Origin of the sequence: Oceanococcus sp. HetDA_MAG_MS8, assembly GCA_019192445.1 — a bacterium.
Lineage (GTDB): Bacteria > Pseudomonadota > Gammaproteobacteria > Nevskiales > Oceanococcaceae > MS8.
On record JAHCMK010000001.1, the window covers coordinates 153,594 to 180,272 of the forward strand.

22 protein-coding genes, 1 tRNA gene and 1 other RNA gene are annotated in these 26,679 nt (G+C 59.0%); 13 read left to right on the forward strand and 11 right to left on the reverse strand.

What is annotated here, in order from left to right:
• The first annotated feature begins 23 nt into the window (after positions 1 to 23).
• From KI787_00685 to KI787_00695, 3 genes are all read left to right on the forward strand, one after another.
• A complete protein-coding gene (locus KI787_00685; GenBank protein ID MBV6628446.1) occupies positions 24 to 1,736 on the forward strand; it encodes a hypothetical protein in 1,713 nt (570 codons plus the stop codon).
• A 108-nt stretch (positions 1,737 to 1,844) separates the two neighbouring features.
• Positions 1,845 to 2,402 carry a PepSY domain-containing protein gene (locus KI787_00690; GenBank protein ID MBV6628447.1) on the forward strand — a complete coding sequence of 186 codons (558 nt, stop codon included), beginning with the start codon at positions 1,845 to 1,847 and terminating at the stop codon, positions 2,400 to 2,402.
• Entirely contained in the window at positions 2,389 to 2,949 is a 561-nt protein-coding gene (locus tag KI787_00695; GenBank protein ID MBV6628448.1) for a hypothetical protein, read from the forward strand. The genes KI787_00690 and KI787_00695 overlap by 14 nt, the downstream gene beginning before the upstream one ends.
• Before the next feature lie 65 nt (positions 2,950 to 3,014).
• Here the strand turns inward: KI787_00695 and KI787_00700 are convergent, their stop codons facing one another.
• The 6 genes from KI787_00700 to KI787_00725 form a co-directional block, all read right to left on the reverse strand.
• Positions 3,015 to 3,680, reverse strand: a complete 666-nt coding sequence (locus KI787_00700; GenBank protein ID MBV6628449.1) for a 1-acyl-sn-glycerol-3-phosphate acyltransferase — start codon at positions 3,678 to 3,680, stop codon at positions 3,015 to 3,017.
• A gap of 71 nt (positions 3,681 to 3,751) precedes the next feature.
• Complete coding sequence (locus KI787_00705; GenBank protein ID MBV6628450.1) at positions 3,752 to 4,498, reverse strand: SDR family oxidoreductase; 747 nt, start codon at positions 4,496 to 4,498, stop codon at positions 3,752 to 3,754.
• Between the two features lie 46 nt (positions 4,499 to 4,544).
• Entirely contained in the window at positions 4,545 to 5,237 is a 693-nt protein-coding gene (locus tag KI787_00710; protein MBV6628451.1) for a histidine phosphatase family protein, read from the reverse strand.
• Positions 5,237 to 6,319 carry a phosphotransferase family protein gene (locus KI787_00715; protein ID MBV6628452.1) on the reverse strand — a complete coding sequence of 361 codons (1,083 nt, stop codon included), beginning with the start codon at positions 6,317 to 6,319 and terminating at the stop codon, positions 5,237 to 5,239. Before KI787_00715 ends, KI787_00710 begins: the two co-directional genes overlap by 1 nt.
• Positions 6,316 to 7,119, reverse strand: coding sequence for an SDR family NAD(P)-dependent oxidoreductase (locus KI787_00720; GenBank protein MBV6628453.1), 804 nt, complete (start codon positions 7,117 to 7,119; stop codon positions 6,316 to 6,318). The genes KI787_00715 and KI787_00720 overlap by 4 nt, the downstream gene beginning before the upstream one ends.
• 3 nt (positions 7,120 to 7,122) lie before the next feature.
• Positions 7,123 to 8,367, reverse strand: a complete 1,245-nt coding sequence (locus KI787_00725; protein ID MBV6628454.1) for an acyl-CoA dehydrogenase family protein — start codon at positions 8,365 to 8,367, stop codon at positions 7,123 to 7,125.
• Positions 8,368 to 8,524: 157 nt separating this feature from the next.
• Here KI787_00725 and ffs point away from each other — a divergent pair.
• Positions 8,525 to 8,621, forward strand: an RNA gene (gene ffs, locus KI787_00730) — signal recognition particle sRNA small type.
• A gap of 64 nt (positions 8,622 to 8,685) precedes the next feature.
• Complete coding sequence (locus tag KI787_00735; protein ID MBV6628455.1) at positions 8,686 to 10,098, forward strand: amidase; 1,413 nt, start codon at positions 8,686 to 8,688, stop codon at positions 10,096 to 10,098.
• 190 nt (positions 10,099 to 10,288) lie between these two features.
• On the opposite strand, the gene KI787_00740 is transcribed toward KI787_00735, so the two are convergent.
• The gene (locus tag KI787_00740; protein MBV6628456.1) at positions 10,289 to 11,689 is read right to left on the reverse strand and encodes a fatty acid desaturase; all 1,401 of its coding nucleotides are present in this window, start codon (positions 11,687 to 11,689) and stop codon (positions 10,289 to 10,291) included.
• Positions 11,690 to 11,801: 112 nt separating this feature from the next.
• Between KI787_00740 and KI787_00745 the strand changes: the two genes are divergently transcribed.
• The 3 genes from KI787_00745 (at position 11,802) to KI787_00755 (ending at position 13,624) form a co-directional block, all read left to right on the forward strand.
• Positions 11,802 to 12,761 carry an AraC family transcriptional regulator gene (locus tag KI787_00745; GenBank protein MBV6628457.1) on the forward strand — a complete coding sequence of 320 codons (960 nt, stop codon included), beginning with the start codon at positions 11,802 to 11,804 and terminating at the stop codon, positions 12,759 to 12,761.
• A 13-nt stretch (positions 12,762 to 12,774) separates the two neighbouring features.
• A tRNA-Arg gene (locus tag KI787_00750) sits at positions 12,775 to 12,851 on the forward strand.
• Positions 12,852 to 13,030: 179 nt separating this feature from the next.
• Positions 13,031 to 13,624 (forward strand): DUF1415 domain-containing protein, encoded by a 594-nt coding sequence (locus KI787_00755; GenBank protein ID MBV6628458.1) that lies wholly within the window; start codon positions 13,031 to 13,033, stop codon positions 13,622 to 13,624.
• A 14-nt stretch (positions 13,625 to 13,638) separates the two neighbouring features.
• On the opposite strand, the gene KI787_00760 is transcribed toward KI787_00755, so the two are convergent.
• Positions 13,639 to 14,862, reverse strand: a complete 1,224-nt coding sequence (locus KI787_00760; GenBank protein MBV6628459.1) for a PAS domain-containing protein — start codon at positions 14,860 to 14,862, stop codon at positions 13,639 to 13,641.
• Between the two features lie 500 nt (positions 14,863 to 15,362).
• Here KI787_00760 and KI787_00765 point away from each other — a divergent pair, with 500 nt between their 5' ends.
• Positions 15,363 to 16,160, forward strand: a complete 798-nt coding sequence (locus tag KI787_00765) for an enoyl-CoA hydratase/isomerase family protein (GenBank protein MBV6628460.1) — start codon at positions 15,363 to 15,365, stop codon at positions 16,158 to 16,160.
• On the opposite strand, the gene KI787_00770 is transcribed toward KI787_00765, so the two are convergent.
• From KI787_00770 to KI787_00780, 3 genes are read right to left on the reverse strand one after another with little or no spacing between them, the layout of a single operon-like run.
• The gene (locus tag KI787_00770; GenBank protein MBV6628461.1) at positions 16,157 to 17,005 is read right to left on the reverse strand and encodes a sulfite exporter TauE/SafE family protein; all 849 of its coding nucleotides are present in this window, start codon (positions 17,003 to 17,005) and stop codon (positions 16,157 to 16,159) included. The two genes, KI787_00765 and KI787_00770, sit on opposite strands and share 4 nt — an antisense overlap.
• Positions 17,002 to 18,006, reverse strand: a complete 1,005-nt coding sequence (locus tag KI787_00775; GenBank protein MBV6628462.1) for an NAD(P)-binding domain-containing protein — start codon at positions 18,004 to 18,006, stop codon at positions 17,002 to 17,004. Before KI787_00775 ends, KI787_00770 begins: the two co-directional genes overlap by 4 nt.
• Entirely contained in the window at positions 18,003 to 18,464 is a 462-nt protein-coding gene (locus KI787_00780; protein ID MBV6628463.1) for a DUF3307 domain-containing protein, read from the reverse strand. The genes KI787_00775 and KI787_00780 overlap by 4 nt, the downstream gene beginning before the upstream one ends.
• Positions 18,465 to 18,595: 131 nt before the next feature.
• Between KI787_00780 and KI787_00785 the strand changes: the two genes are divergently transcribed.
• The 4 genes from KI787_00785 to KI787_00800 are packed head-to-tail and all read left to right on the forward strand — an operon-like array spanning position 18,596 to position 26,130.
• Positions 18,596 to 21,775, forward strand: a complete 3,180-nt coding sequence (locus KI787_00785) for an AAA family ATPase (GenBank protein MBV6628464.1) — start codon at positions 18,596 to 18,598, stop codon at positions 21,773 to 21,775.
• 43 nt (positions 21,776 to 21,818) lie between these two features.
• Positions 21,819 to 22,595: an outer membrane lipoprotein-sorting protein gene (locus KI787_00790; GenBank protein ID MBV6628465.1), complete on the forward strand. Its 777-nt coding sequence runs from the start codon at positions 21,819 to 21,821 to the stop codon at positions 22,593 to 22,595.
• A gap of 2 nt (positions 22,596 to 22,597) precedes the next feature.
• Entirely contained in the window at positions 22,598 to 25,333 is a 2,736-nt protein-coding gene (locus KI787_00795; GenBank protein ID MBV6628466.1) for an MMPL family transporter, read from the forward strand.
• 41 nt (positions 25,334 to 25,374) lie between these two features.
• Complete coding sequence (locus tag KI787_00800; GenBank protein ID MBV6628467.1) at positions 25,375 to 26,130, forward strand: DUF3450 domain-containing protein; 756 nt, start codon at positions 25,375 to 25,377, stop codon at positions 26,128 to 26,130.
• The last annotated feature ends 549 nt before the right edge of the window (positions 26,131 to 26,679 follow it).

The following is a 26,679-nucleotide window of genomic DNA, read 5'->3' on the forward strand; positions in this document are numbered from 1 at the left end:
TGGCTTCGAGGAGACAATTTGCGATGCATACCATGGCCAGATCCACGCGCCACTGCCTTTCCGTGTTGTTTGCCCTGCTGCTGGGCTGCCAAGGAGGGCAATCTGAAACATTGCCGCGAGCTACCCAGCTCAGTCCGTATTTGGCGGCTGCGGTAAAGGTGTCGGTGGTCCCAAACCAAAGTCAAATCGAGGGTGAAGAGGAGCCGCGCTTAGGAGGGCAAACGACGCTGCAGAACTTCCACTTGGGTGGTTTTGGTATAGGGCCGCTGCAAACCTTTCCTGATCCCATCAATGTGGACCTGACCGAGCCAGCCGGGGCGCCGGTCCATGTGAACGAGCAGGGGCTGGAGGAGCCGACCTATCTTCGGCTAATGCTCTTACGCGATGAACGCAATGGAGCGCAGGTGAGCTTTGTGAGCCTGGATGCGGTTGGTGCCGGAAACCTGATCCAACAACAGGTAAAGCAGGCCATTGTGGAGGTGATTGGCGGCGCAGTCGAGGATGTGCTGTTTGGACAAACCCACACCCACGCAGGTGCGGACCTGCAAGGACTCTGGGGAGGTGTTCCGCAGAGTTGGGTGGCGGATTTAGTGACCGCAGCCTCGCAGGCGGCCTCCCAGGCCCAGGCAGCTCTGGAACCCGCACGTTTGACCTTGCAGCAAGCCGAGCTAGAAGCATTTAATAATTATCGGCGGCCACGAGTGGATATCGATGCTGAGGCCGATCTGACGGCGTCGCTGCTACGCGCTTGGGCAGCGGATGATGACCGCGTGGTCGGCTCGGTGCTGCAGTACAACGCACACCCGACATCCGTGGGTACGGGCGAAGATCCGCGGGTGCCGCATGCGGACTACATCCACGGAGCTATGGAGACACTAGAGGCCGATGGTGGTAGCGCCGTGTATTTCAATGGCCCCATCGCGGATGCTTCGCCGAGTGGAGGTTCCTGCGAGGGCACGGTGTACGTTCGCGTGTATTGCCGTGGCGCTGAACTCGCCAACGCGATCCTGCAGGCACCGATGCTGACGCTCGATGGCGAGCTAAGCAGCCGTCACGCGACGGTGTACCTGCCCATTACTAACCCCATCTTTCTTGCGGCCGGCCTCATTGGCAGCTTCAACCGCTACTACAACTTCACAGAGCTACCTATTGCCGAGCTACCGCTCCTGGGTGATGAACTCCTGAACCTGCCTCAAGCAGCGCCTTATGCCGTGACCACCGTGAGCCGGGTGAGCATGGGTGAACAGCTCGAGATCGTGACTATGCCAGGCGAGGCGACCAACACCTTCGGCGAGTACATCCAAAGGCTTGCTGGACCAACGCCGGTCATGCTCTTGGGCCTCACCCACAATAGTTTTGGTTACATCATTCCTGAAGAGGAGTTCAGCTACATCGACGAGACTGGCGATGCGGGCTTCACCTTGCCCTTTACCAGCTACGAAGAGTATGTCTCTATGGGGCCGCTGACGGCGCCCCTGCTGAGAATGCAGGCCTACGCACCACTCTTCGACGCTGAGCCTTTGGCTTATGCACCGCCCTCTTTAGTGGCCTGCGCTCAACCTGACGACCAGCAGCGCTGCTACCTCCAAGCCATCGTAGACCGTTTGGGCTATATCCAACGAGGCTACTACCAGCGCTGCATAGACACCTTTGGCGAAGACAACGCCTTTTGTGCGTTGTTGGCCCCGAATGGAGCCGAGCGTGGTGGACTGCTGAATGTCGAGTTCCAGTACTAGCACTATTGCTGAACGCTGATGCTCGTTGTCGCTTACAACCATGGTCGTGCTAGCCATGGCGCCTGCGAGCACCGATGATGATCCGACCTGACTGGGGAGTAATGACGCATGACACATTCGTCCTTGATTCGACCAAATAGTCTCTTAGGCGGCCTGGCGCTGCTGGCAAGCTCAGCGCTGGCATACGCCGACACCCAGGATCTCGATGATGTCCGGCAGTGGACGGATACCGTGCGCATGGAAACCTGCCTTGACGCTGCAATGGATCGCGTCGCTGGACATCCCCGCAAGTTGGAGATGAAGTTGGAGCAGGGTGCACCGGTGTACGAGTTCGACATGGAGTCTGCGCAGGCCATGTTTAACGTGGAATGCGACGCCCGAACGGGACGCATCACAGAGGTTGAACGCCGGGTGGAACCATCATCGCAACCCTTTCAATCCTTGGCTAAAGTCAGCGAAGCCGAGGCGCGGCGCCAGGTTTTGGCAATTCACCCTGGCCGGGTAGTGGCTGTGGAATATGAGCTCAGCGCCCTTGGTCAAGCCATTTACGAATTCGATGTGCAGACCGAAGAGGGCGTTGAGCTGAAAGTAGATGTAGATGCTGCTAACGGCACCATTTTGGAGGCTAATCTCGAGCTATACGAGATCGGTAATGAAAAAGAATGAGAGCCTCATTGCTGTTTGCGCTCTCGCGTGGCTTGGTGGGGCCCAGGCAGACCCGTCGCTGCGCCAGTACCAGCTGAGTTTGGTTGCGGCTGATGGTGCGCGGACCGTGGTTGCGCAATTATTCGTAGACGACCAACAGCAGTACCAATTGCAGTGGGACGCCTCTCAGTTTTCCGATCACTTCTTATCGATGCGGCCCTTCAAGTGCTTGGCCGCTGTCGATCAAACGCTGTGGTGTCGAGTTCCTTATCCCTATGCTAAGCAGAGCAATCTCGCCATAGATTTGGTGGATTTGGAATATGACCTGCTTTTTGTGTGGAAACGCCGTGGTGAATACGGCATTAACTTGCGCAACGGGTTGTACTTTCAGCTGCAGGCTTCGGGTGCTGGGTGGGATGGCGTGTTGCATCAGGTCGATCTGGAGGCGCTCGGCGTGCCTCCAGAGCCGGGAGTCATGCGTCCTATTGGCGGCTCGGATCTAGACGAAGCCGAGGGTTTTGCATGGCCTCGGCTAGCACTGCGGCCTCGGGCGGCAACCGCTCAGTAACCAGCGAATAGAGCTCCAGTGGCAGCGAAGGTCGGTGGCTGTTTTGGCGGAGTCGGCGGTCTGAGTTAGAAGCGCTCGCGCGGGGGCTCGATGAGTGTGCCTTCGGGCTGCATCACTTGGCGCATTGGCGCCGACATACGCTCGGGATGGCGGGGCCAAGCCACGCCCGGATACAAAGCCAACAGGGCCTGTAAGTCGGCCTTCACATCGGCGCTAGCCGTCAATGGCGGCAAAATGCGCACGCATTTATTTTTGAAGTCGATGGCCACGGGCAATAAGGGCACATTCGCCGCACGCGCTATGCGATGAAAACCGGTTTTGATCTCCGCGGCCTGGGTGCGCGTGCCTTCGGGTGTGATGGCCAGCCAAAAGCGTTCATGCTGACGGAATTGCTCCACCATTTGTCCGGCCACGTCTTTGGCGGCTTTGCGGTTAATGCCTACAAAGCCCAAACGGCGCATCACGCCGCCCAGAGGGCCCTGCAGCGCTGTGTGCTTGATCATCATGGAGATGCGCAAGTTCAGCGAAAGCAGGAACAAGATGGCGTAGTAGCCATCCCAGTTACTGGTATGTGGCAGGCCTACCAATATCATTTTGGGTTCGGCTGGGAACTCGCCCACGATACGCCAGCCGTGCAGACGCATCAGAAGTTGGCCTAGTTTGCGCAGCAGCTTGAAGTTTGCTCGTGGCGCTTGCGGGGGTAATGCAGGGTAGCTGGCTTTTTTGCGCATTGTCGGGCCCTCCTGGCCCGGCATCAAAACGAAAGATGGGGGTGGCAACTCCGCGATTCAGGAGCTGCCCATCACGAGAATTGTCGCAGACTTCGCAATGGCATGGCGCGCATAGCCTTGGCCATGAGTGTCCATGGCCAGCCAGGCACAAACGCTTCATGAGGCTCGCGCTCAATGGCCTTGACTAAGGCCTTGCAGCCAGTCTCCAAATCGACGCGGAAGGGCGCATTGTCAATATCGCGGTTAATGTCGGTGAGAATGTAGCCGGGATAAATTGTGCTCACCTTGATTGGGGTGTGCAGCAGCTCCACGCGAATGCCTTCACTCAAATTGGCCAGGGCAGCCTTGGTGGCCGCGTAAGTGGTCATGGGCCCGCGGAAGCCACGCACAGCCGATACTGAGCTCATGGTGACCAAATGCCCCGCGTTCTGGGCGCGAAAAATGTCCACAGCGGCTTCGCATTGCGCCAAGGCAGCAATGAAGTTGGTTTCCGCAGTCTCTTTGTTGACGGCAAAACCCCCTTTACCAATGGGCACGCCCTTGCCGATGCCGGCATTGACAATGACCCGGTCCAAGCGACCGAAGGCTTGCGCCATGTCTTGGAACACGCGGAACACCGCTGAGTAGTCATTCACGTCCAAGCTGGCGATTTCGATACGTAGCTGGGGGTGGGCGTCAAGGAGTTCGCCACGCAGTTTTTCCAGTACGTCCAACCGCCGGGCACAGAGTGCGAGATCATGACCACGCGCTGCGAACTCCTGGGCCATGCCTCGTCCCAAGCCGGCGGAGGCCCCAGTGATGAGGATAGTTTTGCGCATAGATTGAAGTCCTTGTATGGGCGAAAGCAGTGGTCTGCTGCGCCAATTAACGATAGGTAATCAAGTCTTGAAAGTCGCCTTCAAAGGCGGTGTGCTCATTCAGGCTGGACAGAAACAGGCCACGCTCGGAATGAATGATTTTTGTGGTTCCGCAATTCGCCAAGGTCCAGTTGATGCGAAAGATGTTCTGTGCCGGAATGCCCATTAACTCTTGGACAACCGCAGTGATAGGCCCGCCGGAGGTAAAGACCAAGGCGGTTTCACCTTTGGCCATCTGCTCGCTGAGATCATGCAAAGCCTGCACGCAGCGCTGGCGGAACTGTGGCCATGTTTCCGCATAATCAGCATCGTGAGCACCGTCCATCCAGCGCTCGATAGCGGCCGCGAAAATCTCCTGAAAGGCGCGGCGCGGATGGCGATGACTCGCAAGTTCGGCGACCAGGCGCGCACGATTCCGGTACTTGGGCTTGTAGCGGTTGAGTACCTCATCGTGGTCATACTCGTTCCAGCCGGCATTTTCCGTTGCCGGCAGATCCCAGTTCAGACCCTCTAAACACCCTGCCGCAGTTTGCTGATGGCGACGCATGGTGCCGGTTTGCACATGTTCGGCCGAGCGCAGTCGACCGCGCAGATGGCGCCCCAGCACCAGCGCCTGTTCTTTGCCGGTGACCGAGAGCTTGTCGTAATCCGGCTCGCCAAAGCTGGCTTGGCCGTGTCGGATCAGGAGAATGGCACCCATTAGATGCCGCTCCGGGCGATGATGCGTTTAGAACGGAAGATGAGGTAATGCACCATCAACCAAAAATTCTTAAAGGCAGGATTATCGGTCTGCCGGTGATGGTAGCGGTAATAAATCTGCTGCAGGATGACCGCTAAACGGAACAGCCCATAGACCTCATAGATGGGCCAAGATTTGAGATCCCGGCCGGTTTTTTCGCAATAGCGGGCCACCATCTGCTGCCGGCTGAGCATGCCGGGAAGAGTGCTGGGTTGGCGGCTCATGCGACGTAAAAACCCATCGTCATCCCCTTGCACCCAGTAGGCCATGGTATTGCCCAGGTCCATCATGGGGCAGCCAATAGTCGCAAGTTCCCAGTCGAGCACCCCGATGATCTGGGTCGGGTTCTCTGCCGCAAGCACCACATTGTCCAGGCGGTAGTCGTTGTGGATCACGCAGGCACCAGCGTCCTCGGGGATGTTGGCGGCCAGCCACCGTATGACGCGCCCCGCTCGGGGAACATTCCAGGTGCGGGCTTTGGCGTAGCGGGCATTCCAGCCTTCGATTTGACGCCGCGCATAGCCGGCGCCCTTGTACATGGATTGCAAGCCTACGGCCTCGTAATCCACGGAGTGCAGCGCCACTAAGGTGTCCAAGAAGTTCTCGTTGAGTTGGCGGGCTTGCACGCTATCCAGCTCGACTCCGCGCGGAAAGCGGCGCCTTGGAATGATGCCGCGAAGGCGCTCCATCACATAGAACTCGGCGCCGATAATGTCGGTATCGGTGCAGTGAAAATACTGCTTGGCCAACGGGGGAAAGGCCGGCTTTAAGGCTGTTTGTAAGCGATATTCCCGGCCCATGTCATGGGCGCCTTTGGGTTTGGTGCCCGCTGGTGGTCGGCGCAAAATGAGATCATGGCTGGTGTAGGCCAGCCTGTAGGTCCAATTTGAGGCGCCTCCAGAGTACTGGGTGACATCAGGCGCTCCCTCCAAGCCAGGAATATGCTCTTTGAGATAAGCATCCAAGGCGTCGAGCGCAAGCTCTTCTCCCTGGCGGACCTCACCAGCCGTGTCGATAATGGTGGTTGATTGCGCAGCCGTCATTGTTGTTTCCAGGCTTTGAGTAACCCTCGGGTCTGTTTTTTCATGACTTGGCGATACAGGCTGGTGGGGAACCAACGTTTGAGTCGGTGGGCTTGCTTACCTTCGGGGTGACTCAAAATGAGGAAGTCACCATTCTCAAGGCCCCGCAAGGCCACCTGCGCCACATCGGTGGCGGTCATTCGCGCTTTGGCGAAAACCCGCTCGATTACCGCTTTGAGTGCTGGGTCACTGTCGGGTAAAGACTCGGCCAAGTTGGTGGCGAAAAAACCGGGGCAGAGCACATGGACCCCAATATGTTCCGGCTCCCATTCAAAGGCGAGCGTTTCCGAATATGCGACGACGGCCGCCTTGACGGCGTTATAGGACCCCATCATAGGCGGATGAATCAGGCCAGCCATGGACGCCACATTCAGCAACTGCCCCTGGCTTTGTGCCAACAACTGATGGGCAGCCTGAGCCCCACGCACCACACCAAGCAGGTTGATGTCGATCACCCTTTGCCAGTTCTCTACTGACTCTGCTTGCATAGGGCCGCCGCTGGCGATGCCCGCATTGTTGACCAGCAGGTCTAGGCCACCCCATTGGTTATGAAGGGTTTCCATGGCGTGTTGCCACTGCTCCGCCTTGGTGACATCCAAATGGATAGCTAGTACGGAGTCTCCGAGTTCGTCGGCCGTTGCCGTTAGGCGGGGTGCATGGATGTCGGCAATGGCCACCCGGTCGCCTCGGGCCAGACAAAGCCGGGCGAGCTCGCGGCCTAAGCCTGAGCCACCGCCGGTAATCAGAACACGTCGGCTCATGGCTTAGGAGTCCTTGCGATCGAGCAAGTGGCGATACTTGCTCAGCTCCAACTTGGCGACCAGGCCGCGATGCACGGCGTCTGGTCCATCCGCGATCCGCAGCGTGCGCGCCGCGCCAAACATGGCAGCAAGCGGAGTTTGGTCGGAGACGCCAGCACCGCCAAACATCTGTATGGCCTCATCAATGACTTGTTGCAAGACATTGGGTGCCACCACCTTAATCGCTGACACCTCGGATATCGCGCCCATGCCGCCATAGGTGTCTATTTTCCAGGCCGCGTAGAGGGTCAGCAGCCGAGCTTGATCAATGGCCATGCGTAGATCGGCAATGCGCTCCCGATTACCGCCAAGGTTGAGTAGCGGTTTGCCAAAGGCGACCCGGCTGGCGCCGCGCTCAATCATGAGTTCAAGAGCTTTCTCAGCGGCACCAATGCAGCGCATGCAATGGTGGATGCGGCCTGGTCCCAGGCGCCCCTGGGCAATCTCAAAGCCGCGGCCAGGCCCCAAAATCATGTTCGCTGCAGGGACGCGGACATTATCGAAGTGCACTTCGCCATGGCCAAAGGGCTCGTCGTAGTCACCGAAGACCGGCAGCATTTTGTCGATATGCACGCCTGGCGCATCGGTGGGCACCAAAACCATGGAGTGGCGGCCATGGCGGGGTGCATCGGGATTGGTGACGCCCATAAAGATGAGTAGCTTGCATTCCGGATGGCCGATTCCGGTGGACCACCATTTACGGCCGTTAATCACAATGTCGTCGCCTTCCAGCACGGCTGTGGCCGCCATATTGGTCGCGTCTGAGGAAGCCACTTCAGGCTCCGTCATGCAAAACGCACTGCGAATTCGCCCCTCCAGCAAAGGCTGTAACCATTGCGCCTTTTGCTCCTGCGTCCCGTACTTCCACAACACTTCCATGTTGCCGGTGTCGGGGGCGTTGCAATTGAAGACAACCGGCGCGATAAAGCTACGGCCCATCTGCTCCGCCAGCGGCGCATAGTCCACGTTATTCAGTCCAGCGCCCAAGTCTGCATCTGGCAGGAACAGGTTCCATAAGCCTTCAGCGCGGGCGAGTGCTTTGAGTTCTTCCAACTCTGGCGGCACTGTCCAGCGCTTGAAGTCCCCGCCGTGGCCATTGGCTCGGATGGTGTGGTGGTAGCTCTCTTCAATTGGCTCGATATGGTCGGCCATGAAGGTCTGCAACTTCTTCAAATAGTCCTGAGTTCGCTGGCTGTGCGCGAAATCCATCCCTGTCTCCTCGCTTGGGGTCATGACGCAGTGTAGCTCGCCGTATCTGGAGGCGATGCGCAGACGCAGTATTGCGCGAAATACGCTGCGCCTGCAGCCAGAATGTTCGGCGGGCACGCAGCGCGTCCGCGCGCGACGCGGTACACTAGGCGCGTCGCGTCGGTCCTCTCGCGACGTGCCCCCGTAAACCCCGCCAGGTCCGGAAGGAAGCAACGGTAGCGACGGGCACGGGTGCCGGGATGTGGCTGGCGCGGCTTTTTTGTATCTGACATCAAGCTGCCCTCATGGCGTCATTTGGGAGCGGCATACTGCGCGGTCATGAGTACTTCATTGACACTAAGCGCCAGCGCTTTGGCCGCACACATTCGCGCTGGTCACCTCCGCAGTCTGGATGTGGTCGAGTCCCACGTAGCGCATGCCCAAAGGGTGAATCCGGGCCTCAACGCCATCGTGAATCCTCTCTATGCCCAAGCGCTGGAGCAGGCCCAAGCTCTAGATCAGGTGTCGCCACCCAGTGCGCAGCAAGCGCCGTTTTGGGGGGTGCCCTGCACCATCAAGGAAAATTTTGCCTTTACCGGCATGCCGCAGGCGTCCGGATTGGTATCCCGGCGTGATGTTCGCGCAGCGCAGGATGCCCCGGCCGTAGCCCGGATTAAAGCGGCGGGCGCTATTCCGCTGGGCACGACCAACACCTCTGAGCTCTGTATGTGGATGGAGTCGAATAACCGGGTCTACGGGCGCAGTAACAACCCTTACAACCCCCGCCACATCGTTGGTGGAAGTTCGGGTGGGGAGGGCGCGATCATTGGCAGCGGGGCTTCAGTTTTCGGACTCGGGGCCGATGTCGGTGGCAGCATTCGCATGCCGGCGTTTTTTAACGGCATTTTTGGGCATAAACCAAGCCCTGGCATTGTTCCCAATGCCGGGCAGGTCCCGCTGCCCAGCGGCAAAATTGATGATTACTGCGTGACGGGTCCCTTGGCACGTCGGGCGGAGGATCTTTATCCACTGCTGAGGCTGTTGGCTGAGCCCGATGTGCCGCTGCAAGATCCTGCAGAGGTGGATGTGAGTCGCTTGCGCTTGTTCTCCATCCCTGGCAATGGCCGGCACCGTGTTCACCCCGAGCTTCGCCACGCTCAGGAGCGCGCATACGAGGAGCTAAGCTCTGCTTTTGGCCAAGCGCGGCGCTTGAAACTCCCCGCGCTGAAGTATTCCTTCGAAACTTGGTCGGCACGGATGAAGGCGGCTGGGGGCGAGAGCTTTGCCGCACAATTAGCCAACGGAGGCGACTTATCCTTGTTGGCAGAGTTGGGGAAGTGGAGCCTGCGTCGCTCCGACCATACGCTACCGGCCTTAGCCTTGGCTGCGGTAGAAAAGGTCCCCATTGCCCATGGCCGTAACCTGGCCCGTGCGGAGGCACTGCAAGCGGCAATGGACGATCTGCTGGGAGACGATGGCGTTTTGCTGTATCCCAGTTATTCGGTGCCGGCACCGATGCATTACACCCCCATGCTACGCACCTTCCATTGGACCTATTGCGGTGTGTTGAATGTCTTGGAGATGCCCTCCACCCAAGTGCCCCTAGGGCTTTCCAGCAAAGGTTTGCCGCTGGGAATCCAAGTCGCCGCCCGCCGCGGAAATGACCATCTTTGCTTGGCGGTGGCGCAGATGCTGGAGGCTCGCTTTGGTGGTTGGGTGCCGCCATGGCATAGCCCCCAACAGCGCGCCTAGCGGCACACCGCGTTCTGACTCGCTGATGTGTAACGAACTTCGGAGACAGGACACCAGGTGGCCACAAAGGCTGCCGCGACAGCGGGCTTGCTGCGCAAACAATAAGGCCCGGAGCAAAGGCACCGGGCCTGAGTGGCATCAGCAGGGTTAGCAGCGCAGGGGCGCCGGGCTTGGCCCTAGGCTTGGGCCGCTATGCGGCTTTTGCCTGCGCTTGAACGACTGGCTGGAAGTCGGCTTTATCACGTACAGCGCAGTCTGGGCAGCAAAAGTCCGCGGGTAGCTCACGCCATGGCGTTCCCGCAGGGTAGCCTTCAGTGGGGCAGCCCTGATCTTGGGAATATACATAGCCGCAGTCTGGGCATTGCATCTGGCTGGCCTCCACAGCGCCTGCCTGCGCGCTCGCAGTATCGTGCAGGATGTGCTCCTGGCCGGCTTGAGCGGGGTCGCCATAGCGGGCCATCAGCTTGGTTCTTGCCGGCGCATGCAGATTGGCCCGGCTCAGATCCCCTTGGTAATGCGCCACAACTTTGGGGTCCATGACCTTGAACCACAGGGGTGGACAATAGGCCAGCAGAATCATGCTGGCGTAGCCCGACGGTAGCTGCGGACTTTGCTCAAAGTGACGTAAAGCCTGGTAGCGCCGCGTGGGATGCGCATGATGATCCGAGTGGCGTTGCAGTTGGTACAAGAATAGGTTCGTCACCACATGGTTGCTGTTCCAAGAGTGCTCAGGCTGGCAGCGCTCGTAGCGCCCACTGTCTAATTTGCGACGTTTAAGGCCGTAGTGCTCCAAGTAATTGACCACCTCGAGCAGAGATGCGCCATAAGCTGCTTGCAGGATGAGGAAGGGAAGCACTGCCCAGCCAAGCCATGCCGTTAGCGTGCCGAACAGAGCCACAGTCATGGCATAGGACTGTAGATTTTCGTTGTGCCAGCTCCACACCGGTTTGTTCAAACGTTGTAGCCGGGCTTTTTCTATGGCCCAGGCGCTACGGAAGCTGCCAATCACCGTGCGTGGCAGGAAGGCCCAAAAGCTTTCTCCCATGCGCGAACTGGCTGGGTCTTCGGGAGTGGCAACATTCTTATGGTGGCCACGGTTGTGCTCAACGAAAAAATGCCCATAAGCGGCAGGGGCCAAGGTGAGTTTGGCTAACCAACGCTCTAAGCTGTTGGTTTTGTGGCCCAGCTCATGCGCGGTATTAATCGCCACGCCATTAATAATGCCCACGGTGGCAATCAAGCCCATCACGTCCCACCATGCCAGGGCCTGTGTCGCAAGGGTCCAGGCGCCTAAGGCGGTGAGAGCGAACTGGGTCGGGATGTAGATGTACACCACCCGGCGGTAATAGCGATCATCTTCGAGCTGATCCACCGCAGATTCGGGGGGATTGGTCTTATCGGTGCCGATAACTAGGTCCAGCAATGGAATCAGCCCGTAAGCGATGATGGGCCCGCCCCAAAGCCAGACTCCGTAGCCTGTAGCGAAGTACAGGCCGATAGAGATCAGCGCCAAAATGGGCAGCGAAGGACTTAATAACCATTGATAACGTTTGCCGTCCGTCCATGGGGCGGTGAGAGTTGCTGAGCTCATTGCGGCTCCTCCAGAAATGACAATGTTGACATCATGGACTGTCATCGTTGGCCAAAAAAGGCCTTGGCAAACAGAAAAATTTAGTTATAGTCCTGTGATGGACTTGCTCGACATGCTTTTGGACGATATGCATCTGCGCGGAGCGCAGATGGTGGAATGGGACTGCCACTCGCAGAGTCGAGTCCAGGTTTCTGCAGCCCCCTGCGCTTACTTCCATGTGGTGTTGGCAGGAGAGGCGCGGCTGCAGTTAGCCGTGAATAGTGAGCCGCTGCACATCCAACGGGGGGATGTATTGGTCTTGCCCTCAGGAATGGCGCACACCATCGGCGAAGGGCCAGACGTTGGAAGCTTGGTCTTCGAGGGGGCGCGGGAAGAATTAGTAAGCTTTGGCGTTGCGGCCTACCAGCCTCGCGTCCAGATGCTTTCCGGTCAGGCGCAATTTGACGCGGAGCTTGCGCGCCCTTTCATGACGGCCTTGCCACAAGTGTTGAAGATTCCCGGGGAGGCCGGTGAACTGCCCCCGTGGATTGCGATTGGTCTGCAGTTTATTCGGCAGGAGCTCCGGGCTGAGCTGCCGGCGCGGCAGGCTGTGGTGAACCGGATGTCGGATATTTTGTTTATCGAGTGCTTGCGGCGATTTGTGGCGAGGATTCCGGAAGATGAACAGACTTGGCTACGGGCCTTGCTGGACCCGGCACTATCCCGGGCCTTGGCCGCGCTGCATGCCGATCCAGCACATAATTGGAGCGTGGAGAGTTTGGCGCGTGAGGCCAATTTGTCGCGGTCGGCGTTTGCGCACCGGTTTCGTCAATGCTTAGGGCAAACTCCTATTGACTACCTCACAGCTCATCGCCTGCGCCGGGCTGCTTGGCAGCTCCGGCATACAGCGCAGCCTATTGCGCGCATTGCAGAGGCCGCGGGCTATGCCTCGAGTTCAGCCTTTACTCAGGCTTTTGACCGTCGTTATGGCTTAAGCCCGCGCCGTTATCGCGATGCAGACCAGGCCCCGCCCGAGCCCTTGAGTTTGTCCTCTTCGGTGATGGTGGTCGACACAGCCGCTGCACCTAGCTAACCTTTGCCGCCGCGTCCCCGTAGCTCAGCTGGATAGAGCAAGCGCCTCCTAAGCGCTAGGTCGGTGGTTCAAATCCACTCGGGGACACCAAATGATGTGTAAAAACAAAAACCTACAGACGCAAGTCCATATAAAGTCCATGGAGCAGCGTCACAAATACGCAGAACTCTACGAGAGTTCACAGTCGCGACTTGCCAATGGCCGCTTGATTGAATGATCGGGCGGCTTTTTTTTTGCGCGATGCGTTCTGTGATGGGAGAGAGCCAGGCATGACCAAACAAAAGATGGCGGAGTCAAAAAACCACGATTCGGCGGCGTTGAGGCGTACCGAGCAGTGGCTGGAGCAATGGGTCATTGGCCAAGGTCTGTGTCCCTTCGCGCAGCATCCTTGGCAGCAGGGGCGCGTCGAGCTGCGGCTGAGCGTCGCGAAGACCCAAGATGCCTTGCTTGCGGACTTGGATGCCGCTCTGCAAAGCCTCGCCGCCGACCCGCAGGTGGAAACGTTGCTCCTGGTGCATCCAGAGGTGCTGCAGGATTTTTACGACTACAACGATTTCCTGGACCTCGCAGACGCATTAATCCAGGCGCGTGATTGGGAAGGTGAGTTTCAAATCGCGAGTTTTCACCCGGATTATCAGTTCGCTGATACCAGCCCTGATGCGGTTGAGAACTACACCAACCGCTCTCCGTATCCGCTATTGCATATCCTGCGCGAGGGCAGTGTGAGCGCAGCTATTGCTCATCACCCCGATGTGGATGAAATCCCGCAGCGCAATATCGCTCTACTCCAGCAGCTGGGTTTGGCGCAGGTGCAGACTCTGCAATCACCCCCTATCGAAACCGAAGACCAGCACGGCCAATAGGCGCAGCCCTGGGCTTAGTGGTCTGGAGGGTTGGCGGGCAGGCTGAGCAGGAAGGTGGTGCCCTGTTGCGGGACGGATACCGCTCGAATACTCCCTCCCAATGCTTTGGCCGCAAGGCTGCAGTTGGCTAGGCCTAGGCCAGTACCTTCGTATTCCTCGTGGTTATTAAGCCGGTGGAATGGCTCGAATATCGCTTCCAGCTGATCCTGCTCAATGCCAATGCCATTGTCCTTGACTGCGAAGCGGAAGCCCTCGGGTATGAGTTCACAGCTGACAGTGACTCTTGGTCGCGCTTGTGGCCGTTGATACTTCAGCGCATTGCTGAGCAAGTTTTGAAAGATTTGGCGGAGCAGGGTGCGGTCGCTGAGCAGTACTGGCATCCGGCGCACCTCAATCGTCGCCCGCCCGGGTTGAGAGAGCGTTGAACACAGGTCATACACAATGTCGCTTAGCAGTTCATTGAGGTCGACACTGCTCCACTGCGGCTCCAGGTTGCCGCTTTGGCCCATATCCAGTAAGTCGCCGACCAAATTACTCAGCCGTTCAGCCGCTTGTGTGAGATGCAGCAAACTCTCTCGCGACTGCTGTAGGTCGCCGGCGTCGAGATCCTGCTGCAAGAGATGGGTGAGTCCCTTGATGCTATTGAGAGGGGCCTTGATATCGTGCGCGGCCGAATAGACAAACTGCGATAGCGACTCGTTTCGCGCGACTAGCTCATCGTTTTTGCGCTGCAAAGCCTGCTGTTGACGCAACACAGTGCTGAGGTCCACATGTGCGCCAAGCATTCGCCGGGGCTTTCCCTGAGAATCATGCACAACAGCGCCGCGACAACGTAGCCAGAGGGTATGACCTTGCAGGTGGACATGGCGCAGTACCTCGTCAAAGCGATGGTTCGGCGCCTGCAAATCGTGCTGCAAACCTTTGCGGGCTAGGTCTAAATCATCGGGGTGTATCACGGCATGCCAAGCCTGGGTGCTCGCGTCCTGAGCCGCCGGGTCCAGACCCAGTAGTTGCCAAAAAGCCGGGCTTAACCACGTGCGCTCGGGGCGTTCCAGATCGTGGTACCACAGACCATCCACAGCACCATGGTGCATGCATTCCAAGACACCAGAGTTGTTTTGCATCAGGACTAAGAACTCCTGCTCCAGGTTGTCTATGCCCTCTGGCAGCTGCAGGCTCCAGGCTGAGGGAGCGTCTTGATGGGGCCTTGCTTCCAGGCTATGGCTGGGCGTGGTCATGCTTAGATGGGCTTATACATGGGCGTTGTTGGCACCATGGCGGGCCAGATCTCTGCAGCGCTGCCGGCGATGGTTGCCCACGCTGATCACAAAAACACGCCAGCGAAGGAGTGGGCTTCATCACATTTTTACCCTCCGACTAAGCCAATCCTGCTAGACCCATCTCCGGCCTGCATACACAACTATCCATTGCTCTTCATGACACAGCGTTGCCCAAAACACACCTAGGTGTGAGCGGGGCGGAGCAGGGTTGGATGCGTTTTGCGAATCGCAAGCAGCGGCGCCAGGGACGGCAGGTTATGACGGTTTGGCTAAGAACTATGGACCCGTAGGAATCGTGCAGAATTTATGCCATTAGGGCCGTTGCATAGGCATGGCGAATCAAGACGTTTTGCCACGGATAAGCTGGGTTTAGGCTATGCCTCAAGACTGTCTTGGGCAGCGTTGCTCTGGCTGGCGGTATAGTGCGTCGCACATTGGCGTTTATTCCGGGGAGAGATATGGCCGCTTACCAAACATTACTGGTGGACACGCAGGAAGGCGTTTTGGAGGTGACCTTGAATCGCCCCGAATGTCTCAATGCACTGTCCTCCCAACTGCTGAATGAACTGCGGGAGGTTCTTTCCCAGGCCGCGCAGGATCCAGCCATACGCTGCGTGCTCCTCACGGGTGCAGGTCGTGGCTTCAGCTCGGGTGCGGATCTGGCGGACAAAGATGCCGGCATTCTGGCCGGCGCCGAAATTAATCTCGGAGCCTCCTTAGAGGAGCGCTACCACCCCATTTTGGAGTTGTTGCGAGGCATGCCCAAACCAGTCATTGCGGCGGTCAATGGCACTGCTGCAGGGGCTGGTTGCAATATCGCCTTGGCAGCGGACTTTATTTTGGCTGCAGACACCGCCCAATTTATCCAAGCCTTTATTCGCATTGGCCTGGTGCCTGATGCGGGCGGAACCTGGACTATCCCACGGCTGATCGGACGTGCGCGCGCTCTGCGCTGGATGATGAGCGGTGAGGCTATTGATGCAGCGACGGCTGAGCAATGGGGCATGGTGACGGCCGTGATTCCAGCGGCCGAGCTGATGGAGCAGGCCCGGGACCAGGCCCGCCGTTTGGCTCAGGCACCCACACAGGCTCTGGCGCGAATCAAAACCCTGGTCGACCAAGCCGAGACCCAGGATCTGAGTGCGCAGATGGCCGAAGAGGCTCGTCTACAGCAGATCTGTGGGCGGGAGCATGACTTTATGGAAGGAGTGCAGGCCTTCTTGCAAAAACGCAGTGCCACCTTCCGTGGGCATTAGTTGCCCATTAGCTTCATGCCTAAGTAGGCCATGCTAATCACGACTTGTGCCAAGCCCAGGGCCTTCAGCAGTCCGCCGGGGCTGCTGCGTATGGCCAAAGAAGCGCCGACCCTGGCACCGACGATGGAACCAATGGCGATAATCAGACTGAGGCCGAAATAAATCTGGCCCAGCCAAAGATAGTGCACAGTGGTCAGGGCAGAGGTGACGAAGACCGCAAACAAGGAGGTGGCAACTGCCTGCACGGGGCTCAGCCCGCAAAAATATGTGAACAGAGGAACGGCAAAAAACCCGCCGCCAATGCCAAGCATGGCTGATAGTCCTCCAAATACAAGGCCACTGAGCACCAGCGCCAGCGGGCCTATGCGTTTGGGCCCGCCCCAGCGCTGCTGCGTACTGCGTGCCGCCATCAGGTTGTATAGGCCTAGGCCCCCAATACACAGCGTGAAGGCCGTGAGCAGGATCAGGTCGGGTACGCTCTGCCCGGCGATGACCTCAGGCCAGGCAGCACTGGGGCGCTGGGTTAATAGATAGGCAACGACCTGGGCAGCAGGTATGGCACCCAGCAGCAGGTAGCTCGCCAGTGGCCAAACGATGTTGCGAGATTGCCAATAGCGCCAAACACCGCTCAGGCTGAGTAAGGGGATTTGCCCCATAGAGGTGGCCACGGCCAAGGGGGCGGGCATGCCCAGCACAGCGTGGCATAAAGGGGTGATCACAAAGCCTCCGCCGATGCCAAAGGCTGCCGAGAGCACGCCAACGGCGAAGCCCACAGCAACCAAGCCCAGTGCGGCCACGGCCATGGGTATCGCGAGTCCGTCTAGAGCCGCTAAAGACCAAATCATGCGCGACGGAGTTGGTCTAAGAGTTGTTCTGCTGACAGTCGTGGCAGTTGCGGGTCGGTGGTGCGTGCTTCAACAAGCTCGCAAATTCTTTGGTTCACTGGGGCCTGCAATCCCATGGTGTGCGCCAGGCCCACGATCTCGCCGTTCAACTCTTGCACCTCGGTGATTTTGCCCTGGCTGAGGTCTGCCACCATGGAAGGGTAGCTCTGGTCAGTGAGGCCATTGCGGCGTTTCGCGGCTTGCCAGGCGACGGGCCCACCATGCAGTAGAACCCAGCGGTAGGCCCAGTATGGCAAGGGTATGGGGAGTTGATAACGCAACTTGGATTGCCGCAATAGGGTCGTGGCTTCGTCCAGAGTGAGCACAAAGCTGGTCCGCAAAGCCGGTTCGGTCAGTAAGTCTTTGAAGGTGGTGTGCGTCAGCGCGCAGAGTGCGTTGGCCAAGTTGATCAACAACTTACCCCAGGCGACCGACGCGTCCGCTGCCTCTTTGAGCTCCCAGTCGGAGCTTTGCAGCATGGCGCTGACATCGGCGCTGCGCGTTTGTAGCAGTAATTCTGGAGCCGTGGTGATCTGCGCGTGGAGGCGGTCCAGTAGCTGGGCATTAAACATCACGGTAAGGGCGCTCACCTGGCTATCCGGAAAACGCTGCGCCAAGGCGCGTGCTGCGCTCACCCCATTCAGGCAACACACGATGTGCTGGGGCGGCTGCTCCTGTGCGGCCAGCTCTTGCATCACCGATTCCAGATCACGGTGTTTGACGGCAACCAAAACCACTGCCTCTTTGGGCATCCGGTAATGCGTTTGATAAGCCGGCGTCGGTATGACCCAGTCCGCTTGGCCATGACTATGACTGATACGCAGACCTGGGAGTTTGGAATAAGCCTTCTCAGACTCCGGCCGAATGATCAAAGTGACCGGTCGGCCTGCACGTATCAGTCCTGCCGCAAGTACGCTCCCGACGGCACCTGCGCCGACTAAATATAGCGGCCCTTGGCTCACGCGATAATGCTAGTTGGGGCGGAGAACAAGAGGGCTAACCACAGTGCTTTGCAGGCTAAATGGAGGCATTGGTCCACATGGAAGCCATACCAGCCTTCACTTTTGCCGTAATCAATCGCGAAGTGCGCCAGCGTTTCTAAAGCGCCGAGGATGACACTTCCCGTGGCCAGGGCAACCGCACCGCCGTGGATGAGGCAGTGGCTCCCCAGCACGTGAATCCATATGAGGTCGGGGCGTTTGGAAGGGATGCGGTTGTCGGCGTTGTGCCGGCTTTTGAAGCGCGCCATCCAGTCCGACTGCAAGCCAAAATCGCCCATGGCGTGGCCAACAAGCAACCAGAACGCAACTTCGAGCATGACTCCCCACTGTTCAATGTAGGCAAGAAGAATGGCAGCAAAGCTGTTGGGGCTCAAGCCTGCCGGTCTGTTGATGCCGAGATGGCCAGTCCTTGGCAACACGCTCGCCGCGTCCTTAGCTGCGGAGCTGCGAATCCATCATTCCCGTGGCGGCCATCATTGTTTGTCAGGCTGAGGTAGTGTTGTGGCTATTCACCACAGCCGGAACCAGCGCGGCCGGGAGGAGCAAAGCCGTGAATGCCGAGCCGTCCAACATAGCACTCACACAGGTGTGTTTAAGTTGTCGTGGCCAGAACCCAGAGGTCGCTCGCTATTGCATGCATTGCGGTCAGAGCCTAGAGCTTTCACAGCCGGCCTCGCCGGAGGCTGCTGCCCGCGGTGCTGGGCTGCGCGGCGAGAACCGGGTTGTCACCGTTATGTTTGTGGATATCGTCGGGTCGACGGCCCTGGCGCGTGCTTTGGGGGCCGAAGCTTGGCATAGCTTGCTCGGTGAGTTCTTTGCACAAGCTGCAGCGGTGGTAGAGGGTGCTGGTGGCAGCATTAATCAATACACCGGCGATGGTTTCATGGCCTTGTTTGGTGCACCTGCAGCCCTGGAGGATCACGCTCTGCAGGCAGCGCTAGCGGCGCTGCAGTTGAGGGAGCGTATGCGTGGTTTAGCGAGCAAGGTGCGCGATGGGTATTCCCAGAACTGGGCTCTGCGTACCGGGCTCAATTCCGGACCAGTGGTGGTGGGCGCTATTGCTGATGATTGGCGTCGTGATTACACCGCCCAGGGGGACACCGTACATTTGGCGGCGCGGATGGAGCAATTGGCCGCCCCGAACGGCATATTGCTGGCCGAGCGAACGGCCGCATTACTGCGTGGGCGCTTGCCACTCCGTGCCGGAGACGCCCTGCGGCCCAAAGGCATGGACGGAGTCATCCGTAGCTTCGAACTGCACGAGGATGCGGTGGAGCCTGCGTCGGCCTCCAGCGTGGACGCAGCTGCGCAGCAGGCTGCTCCCCTTATTGGTCGTCACGATGTCCTGGAACAAGTACGCAGACAGCAGCAACGGTTACGGCAAAACTCCAAGCACGCGGCCATTCTTTGGCTAGATGGTGAAGCCGGCTTGGGCAAAAGCCGAATAGGCAAAGAGCTCTGGCGAGAATGGCAAGAATTGCCGCAGCGTCCATGGCTGCGATTACGCTGTGCTTCCGTCTCGCAAGCCGATGCTCGGCCCTTGGCACCAATCCGTCACATGTTGCTGAGTTGGCTGGGCGTTGATACTCGCTCGGCCACTGACTCCGCCCGGCAGGTCGTGGCCGCCACCATTGCTTTGGAGTATCCCCAACTCGCCGAGATGCTGCCGCTGCTGCTGGATTTTTTGGGTTTAAGCGACGACCCCGCCGCAGATGATGGTCGCGAACAAAAGCTGGCGCAGCTGCCGCACCATCTTTGTCAGGCCCTGACTGGGCGTAAGCTACTGCTCTGGGTGGACGACTGGCATGCTTTAGACGCGGACAGTCGCCACTTCTTGCAGCATTGGTTGATGGAGCTAAAGGACTGCGGCGGCGGTGTGGCTTTTGTGGGTAGTCGCCCTGGCCATCGTCCAGACTGGCTCGTTGGCGAGGGCTTCCACGTCCAAACCTTAGCTGCGCTCCCGGTTGCACATATGCGGAGCTTGTTGGCAGCGCTGGTTGCGCCCTGGGCGAACTACAGCGCCTATGGGCGAACTCTGCTGGCCAAAGCCGAGGGCAACCCCCTGTTCTTATGTGAAGCTGTCGCGCATGCCGTACAGCAAGGCCGGATGCGTGGGCCAATGGGCCGGCGCGTATGGTGCTCTGGGGTCCAGGATTGGGAGTTGCCTGACTCGGTACAAGCGCTGCTTGCCAGTCGTCTGGAGTCAGCAGGGCGCTGGGCAGCCGAGCTATTGAGCATGGCGGCATTGATCGGGCGAGACTTCAGCGAGGCCTGGCTGGCGATCGTCGCCGAGCACTCCGAGCAGGATCTACAGCAGCCATTGCGGGATCTCGCTGTAGCCGGCCTGCTGCAAGCCCGCCAGCCTGGATACTGGCGCTTCAGTCAGGCCTTGTTGCAAGAGGTTGCTGCGCAGCGGCTCTTACAAGGTCAGCGGAACCAGTATCTGCAGCGCTTGGCCGCCGCCTTACAGGAGCAACTCAAGCAAGGATCTCTGGATGAAGCCGTATGGGCCCAAGTTGCTGGGTTCTGGGCCGCAGCGCAGTGTTGGGAATCTGCGGTCGAGGCCAGTCTAGCTGCTGGCAATTACTGGATGCGCCAGCGGCTCAGCGAAGGCCTGCGCTGGTATCGGCAGGCCCTGCAGTGGACACATCAGCTCAGTGCGAGCAATCGCCAAGGTGAATTGGAACAAAGCGCCTTGTTTGCTTTACTCCAATCCACGTCCTTAGGAGGGGCTGAGACCACAAACATTCAACAGTGGATGCAGCGGGCTCAGCATCTGACCGAGGTGCAGAACATGCCATTGCGTGCGGCAGAGCTGCACATTATTCGCAGTACGCATCTGCTGAACGCGGGGGCGACACGCCAGGCTTATCGGCTCATTCGGCAGGCCGCAGAGGTGGCGCTGAGCCAGGCCGAGGGGGGGCAGGAGCTCATCGCCCGCTTTCGCGTGCCCATACTCTTCGCGCACTTTCTGCGTGGAGATATTCGTGGCGGGCTTAATTTGTTTGACCAGCAGGACGATGGCGCCTGGCGAGCCGGGGAGCCGCATGCAGACAATTACCTCTCCCGAGGCTTTTATGCCTTGTTGATGGCGGCGGCCGGCAAGCCCCGCGAGGCCATTTCCGAACTGGAGCGTGTGCATCAATTCGCGTCGGAACAGATGACCCCGGTGAGTTGGATCGCCGGCAACCTCGTGGAGTTATACATCCAGTCGGGCCAGCATGATCGCCACCCCGATCTCGCCACGGAGGCGATGAATATTGCGCAGGACTTTGGTAGTCCCTTGTTCCTGGCGGTGGCATTGCGTGCGCAATCACTTTCTTTGCTGGCGTTGAATCGGGCCCACGATGCCTGGGAATTGCTCGCCCAGCATGCCTCGTTATTGCGGCAGTCGGGGCCGGCGCAGGTCTATGCTGCAGCGATGTTTGATGCGCGTGCCCAGGTGGCTTTTGCGGTAGGGGCTGAAGATGAGGCGCAGGAGTCCCTGCAGCAGGCCTGGGCTTCGGCGCGGCGACGTGGCGAGCTGTATTGGCAGGCCAAGGTGATGATGACTCGGCTGCGCTTGGCCACTCAGCTAGACCCCAAGTTGCACCGGCGCGCTTTGCGATTAATCCGTAGAACAGGAGCAATACAGCTTGATCCTGAACAATCCAAGCCTGCAGCCATAGAGCAGTTGCCATTGAATTCTGAACCATCAGCTTCGCGCTCCCAGTCCCTGGCCTCGACTTGAGTACACTGAACGCTGTAATGACCGCTCGGGTGTAGGGGGAAACATGAGGCGAGGAGTCCGCTGGCTTTGGGTCGCAGTGGGTATGTTGGTTGTAGGGTTTGCCCCTGCGCGTAGCTTGCAAGAACTGCAAGACTGCATGCGTGCGAACCTGCCGTCACAGTCATTGGTTCAGGAGGTGCGCCTGGTGGCGCATGACCGCTCTGGTGCGCGTGAACTACAGGCTCATGTGTATGGCATGAAGTTGGATCAGGAAGTCGCAGTGATGCTGCGGATCCTCGCCCCTTCAGATATGTCTGGCTCGCGCTACTTGGTCATTTCGGGCCCGGAGCGTGACGCTATGTATCTGTATCTGCCAGCGCTTAATCGTACGCGGCGTATTGGCGGGAGCATGGCGGGGCAGTCTTTATGGGGCACCGACTTCAGCTACGAAGATGTCAAGCTGTTGCGGGGCTTGCTCACGCACGGCAGTGCCCAGCTGGAGGCTGAGGTGGAGTGGCAGCAGCGTCCGGCGCAGCGTGTGCGTATCCGCCCCAGCTCCGAGGAGAGTAGTCAGTACCAACAGGTGGATCTCACCGTGGACGATGCCACCTGCGTCATCGTACATGGCGATTTCGCCGACGCGGCCGGCCCAGTCAAAGAGTTGCGTGTGGCGCAGGCTGACGATCTACAGGAGGTCGGTGGCCAATGGTGGGCGCGCCGGGTGGAGCTGCATAGTTTGCGCGAGCAAACGCATTCCGAGCTCTATATTCAGGATTACCGTATGGACCCGGATTTGCGCTCCGGGTTGTTTGACCCGCGCAGCTTCCAACGCGGGCGTTAATCATGGCCCAACGCTCTTTGGGTCATGTTGTGGTGCGCTATCAGCGCTGGCTGCTGAGCAGCGTGGCGTTGCTGACTGTGCTCGCTCTGGCCAGCTTATTGACCTTTGAAGGGCAGCAGTTGGGCACGCGCCTGCGCATTGATCCAGCCGTGGATCGTTTGCTCGATCCCAACGACCCTGAGCGGGATTTTCAGCGGCAGATGGAGGCCTTATTCGCCGAGCGCGATCCGGTCATTCTGGCGGTGGGCGAGTTCCCGGTCTTGACCAGCCAAGGGCTGGCCACGGTGGAAGCCATTCATGAGCGTCTGCAGGGCTTAAGCCAGATTCGCGAAGTGCGTTCCTTAGCCAATGCACCTTTGGCCCGCGATGATGCGGACGGAAGCTTGCTGTTAGATCCAGTGACCCGTCATCCCGCTGGGTCTAAAGCGCAGCAAGAGGCCCTGCGGGCGGCGATTCAAGCGAACCCGCTGCTCGGCGAGCAGCTCTTATCCGACGATGCCCAAACCGCAGCATTTGTCTTGGAGTTTGCGCAACCTCCGGAGGACGCATTTGCTGCTGAGGACCTAATAGGACTGTTAAAGGCGACGGTGCGAGAGAGCGCGCCGGAGCTGGATGTTTGGATCACCGGCGCAGCGCCGATTAAGGTGGCAGTGACCCAAGCCGTAGCCGCGCAGTTTGTGTGGTTGATTCCCTTGGTGTTGGGACTCACTGGGCTGATCACCATGCTGGCCTTTCGCAGTGTGCGAGGCGCTTTGCTGACCTTGGCGATGGTGGGCACAGCGCTGGTGTGGGTGCTGGCCTTGATGGTCTGGATGGATACCCCTTTAACACTCGTCAGCGCCATCATGCCGCCGGTGGTGATCACCCTGGGCTTGGCCTATGCCATGCACGCGCAGTCCGATTTTTTGGTCCGCCGCATGCGCCATCCCGATGTGGATATGGACCAAGCCACGGCGGCGTCCATTGATCATCTCCGTCTACCCTTGCTGCTGACGGCGGTGACGACTATGGCCGGTCTACTGGCCCTGCTGCTCAACCCCTTGTTGGCAGTGCGGGAATTTGCCTTGTTCTCGGCTTTAGGCGTTGCCATCGATGCGGTCTTGGCCTTGTGCGTGCTGCCGTTGTTGCTGGCCAAGGTCAACTGTCGTCCGGTGCGTTTGGCGCACCAAGACCGGTTTGATCGGGTCGCGAATACCTTTGCGGCCTTTGCACTCAAGCATCGTCGACTCATTGTCTTTCTGGGCGTGGGGATATTGCTGGCCGGTTTGCTGAGTTTGTCTCGGCTGGAGGTGGGCACGAACTATGTGCGCAGCTTCTCTGCCGGCCATCCGGTGCGTACGGACTTCGAGACCATCAATAGCAAATTGGCCGGGGTCAACGTTTTTTCCATTGTCTTGGAAGGCTTTGTAGCCGACACCTTTGTAGAGCCAGACATTCTTCGTTCCGTTCAGGTTCTACAGGCGTGGTTGGAGCAGCAGCCTGAAGTGGGCACTAGCTTGTCCGTGGTTGATCATCTGCAGGTGATTCGACGCAGCCTGGGGGACAGCGTTGACGAAGCGGCGCAGATCCCAGATTCGGCAGCCGTGGTTAAACAGCTCTTACTCTTTGGGGGCGGAGCGGAGCTGCACCAGGTCGTCGATCGGCGCTTGGCGACGGCACGCATCGTGGTGCGTAGTTATGAAGATAACTCCGCAGCTATTGCCAGTTTATTGGAACGTTTGCAGCCGCAGCTGGACAAACTTCCGCGCCGCCTAGAGTGGCGTTTGGCCGGCGACTCAGTGCTTTTGACTAAGACCGTTGGGGAGATTGTCTCCGGTCAATGGTTGACTGTCGGCGTGGCAGCTCTTGTGATCTTCGCCGTGCTTGCCGCGTTATTTACCTCCTGGCGGGTAGCGGCGATGGCGATGCTGCCGAATTTAATGCCAGTGGCGGTGTACTACGGATTGTTGGCGGCGTTGAATATTCCACTCAACCCCACAACCAGCCTCATCGCCTGCATTGTGCTGGGCGTCGCCGTGGATGACACCATCCACTTTTTGGTGCGGTTTAACGCGGCCTCCAGGCAGTTGGCCGATGAAGCGCAGGCTGTAGCTGTGGCCCTGCGCGGAGTGCTGCGGCCGGTGACCTTTACAACCGTGGCGCTGTGCGCCGGCTTTGCTTGTTTGGCGTTGTCGCCTTTGCAAAATCAAGTGCAGTTTGGTTTGTTGGCCGCTGCAACCCTGGCTTTTGCCTGGGTGAGTGATGTGTTGTTTACCCCGGCCTTGGGTTCTGGGGTGCGCTTGGTGACCCTCTGGGATGTACTTCGATTGGATCTGGGCGCCGATCCGCAGCATTCCATTCCCTTGTTCGCCGGCTTGAGCGGCCGTCAGGCTAGAACTTTCGCCCTGATGTCGCGTCTGATTGAAGTGCCGGCGGGTGAGCGTGTGATTGCCGAAGGCGATGTGGCTGAAGATATCTATGTCATCATCGATGGGCAATTGCGGGCTTACCTGGAGCGCGACGAGGGTGAGCGTGAATTGTCCATCATGAGTCGTGGAACGGTTATGGGCGAAGTGGGCTATTTTGGCCAACGCCGCACTGCCAGCGTGCGTAGCCTGACTCCGGCTAGGCTGTTGTTGTTCAACGGCACAGATTTGGATATTTTGCGCGCCCGATATCCGCGCATAGCAGCCACGGTGTATCGGAATTTGAATCTGACGCAGGCTCAGCGTTTGGCCAACATGGCCAAGATGATCTGAGCGCTGCTGTCACCAGCACAGGCACCAAGAGGAGATGCCGAGTGAGAATAAGGGGATGGGCCTTAGGGCTTTGCTTAAGTGGAAGCCTGGCTTCGCTGGCCTGGGCGCAGTCGGTACAGGAGGTCGAGTCGGCCCTGCAGGCCCAGTCGCGGCAAGCGGCTTTGTCACAAGACGAGATCGACCAACTGGACGATGCCACCCGGCAAGCCTTGCTGAAGTATCGGGCGGCTTTACTGCGTGCCGAGCAGCTGCGGCTTTACCAAAAACAGTTGCAGGCGCAAGCGCAAACACAACAGCAACGGTTGGCGGAACTGGAGCAGGCGCTGGAAAGAGTGGAGGCCACCAAAGCCGACATGGTTCCGGTTTTGGTGCGGATGGCAGAGGCACTGGAGGAGTTTGTTGCCGCCGATCAGCCCTTTCAACGTGATCAGCGCGAGGCTCGAGTCGCCGGCGTGCGTGACTTATTAGCCGACCCTGATGCGGCCCTGGCCGAACAGTACCGCGGCGTTTACGCAGCGTGGCAGGCCGAAGCCGACTTGGGGCGCCAGCTAGGCGCCGAACGCGTCAATCTTCCCGGGGCAGCAGCGGGACAATTGGTGGATTTGGTTGCCGTGGGTCGCCTGGCCTTATATGCCCTGTCATTAGATGGGTCTATGGCTTGGCAATGGCAAGCCCAGCGCAAGCGCTTCACCCCGCTGCCGCAAGCGGCGGTACCCTCCCTGCAGAAGGCACTACGAGTGGCCCAGGAGCAAGCCGCCCCGAGTCTGCTAACGCTTCCCGAGGGGCTCACACTATGAGCCGCGTTCACCAGTTTGGCCGTGGGATGACGCTGTTCGTCATGCTCGGCGGCATTGCCCTTTCTAGCCTGACCCCAGCGGCGGCCTCTGAGCTTCAGAGCCTGCTGGACAGCGTCCGTGCAGATGCCCGTCAGCAGTCCGCCCAGCAAAGCGAGCGTGAGCGCGCCTTTGTCCGTCGCAAACAGGAGCAGCAGGCCTTATTGGCCCAAGCTCAGCGACAGGTACGCCAGGCCGAGTCGGAGGTCGAAGCCTTGCGCCAAAAAATTGCGGCGCAGGGACGCAAGATCGAGGCTCAGCAAAAGTCGTTGGAGGAACGCAGCGGTGACCTGCAAAGCGTTGCAGCAGTGTTACGCGATGGGGCCACCACAGCCTTGGAGCAGTTCAACAATTCCCTGGTGACCTTGGATGACCCGCAGCGGTTGGCGCGGATGACGGCGCTCACGCAGGTAGCCGATGTTCCCAGTAGTGAGGAGTTGCAAACTCTGTGGTTGGAACTGCAGGCCGAGGCTACGGCCCTAGCCAAGACTCAGGAGCTGAATCTGCAGGCCG

What these genes read in the sequence shown, in the direction of transcription:
- KI787_00760 (MBV6628459.1), bottom strand. Translation starts at nt 14,862, where the DNA reads ATGACCACGCCCAGCCATAGCCTGGAAGCAAGGCCCCATCAAGACGCT.
- KI787_00765 (MBV6628460.1), top strand. Translation starts at nt 15,363, where the DNA reads ATGGCCGCTTACCAAACATTACTGGTGGACACGCAGGAAGGCGTTTTG.
- KI787_00710 (MBV6628451.1), bottom strand. Translation starts at nt 5,237, where the DNA reads ATGGGTGCCATTCTCCTGATCCGACACGGCCAAGCCAGCTTTGGCGAG.
- KI787_00725 (MBV6628454.1), bottom strand. Translation starts at nt 8,367, where the DNA reads ATGGATTTCGCGCACAGCCAGCGAACTCAGGACTATTTGAAGAAGTTG.
- KI787_00795 (MBV6628466.1), top strand. Translation starts at nt 22,598, where the DNA reads ATGGCCCAACGCTCTTTGGGTCATGTTGTGGTGCGCTATCAGCGCTGG.
- KI787_00740 (MBV6628456.1), bottom strand. Translation starts at nt 11,689, where the DNA reads ATGAGCTCAGCAACTCTCACCGCCCCATGGACGGACGGCAAACGTTAT.
- KI787_00715 (MBV6628452.1), bottom strand. Translation starts at nt 6,319, where the DNA reads ATGACGGCTGCGCAATCAACCACCATTATCGACACGGCTGGTGAGGTC.
- KI787_00735 (MBV6628455.1), top strand. Translation starts at nt 8,686, where the DNA reads ATGAGTACTTCATTGACACTAAGCGCCAGCGCTTTGGCCGCACACATT.
- KI787_00770 (MBV6628461.1), bottom strand. Translation starts at nt 17,005, where the DNA reads ATGATTTGGTCTTTAGCGGCTCTAGACGGACTCGCGATACCCATGGCC.
- KI787_00720 (MBV6628453.1), bottom strand. Translation starts at nt 7,119, where the DNA reads ATGAGCCGACGTGTTCTGATTACCGGCGGTGGCTCAGGCTTAGGCCGC.
- KI787_00755 (MBV6628458.1), top strand. Translation starts at nt 13,031, where the DNA reads ATGACCAAACAAAAGATGGCGGAGTCAAAAAACCACGATTCGGCGGCG.
- KI787_00695 (MBV6628448.1), top strand. Translation starts at nt 2,389, where the DNA reads ATGAAAAAGAATGAGAGCCTCATTGCTGTTTGCGCTCTCGCGTGGCTT.
- KI787_00790 (MBV6628465.1), top strand. Translation starts at nt 21,819, where the DNA reads ATGAGGCGAGGAGTCCGCTGGCTTTGGGTCGCAGTGGGTATGTTGGTT.
- KI787_00700 (MBV6628449.1), bottom strand. Translation starts at nt 3,680, where the DNA reads ATGCGCAAAAAAGCCAGCTACCCTGCATTACCCCCGCAAGCGCCACGA.
- KI787_00705 (MBV6628450.1), bottom strand. Translation starts at nt 4,498, where the DNA reads ATGCGCAAAACTATCCTCATCACTGGGGCCTCCGCCGGCTTGGGACGA.
- KI787_00745 (MBV6628457.1), top strand. Translation starts at nt 11,802, where the DNA reads ATGCTTTTGGACGATATGCATCTGCGCGGAGCGCAGATGGTGGAATGG.
- KI787_00685 (MBV6628446.1), top strand. Translation starts at nt 24, where the DNA reads ATGCATACCATGGCCAGATCCACGCGCCACTGCCTTTCCGTGTTGTTT.
- KI787_00690 (MBV6628447.1), top strand. Translation starts at nt 1,845, where the DNA reads ATGACACATTCGTCCTTGATTCGACCAAATAGTCTCTTAGGCGGCCTG.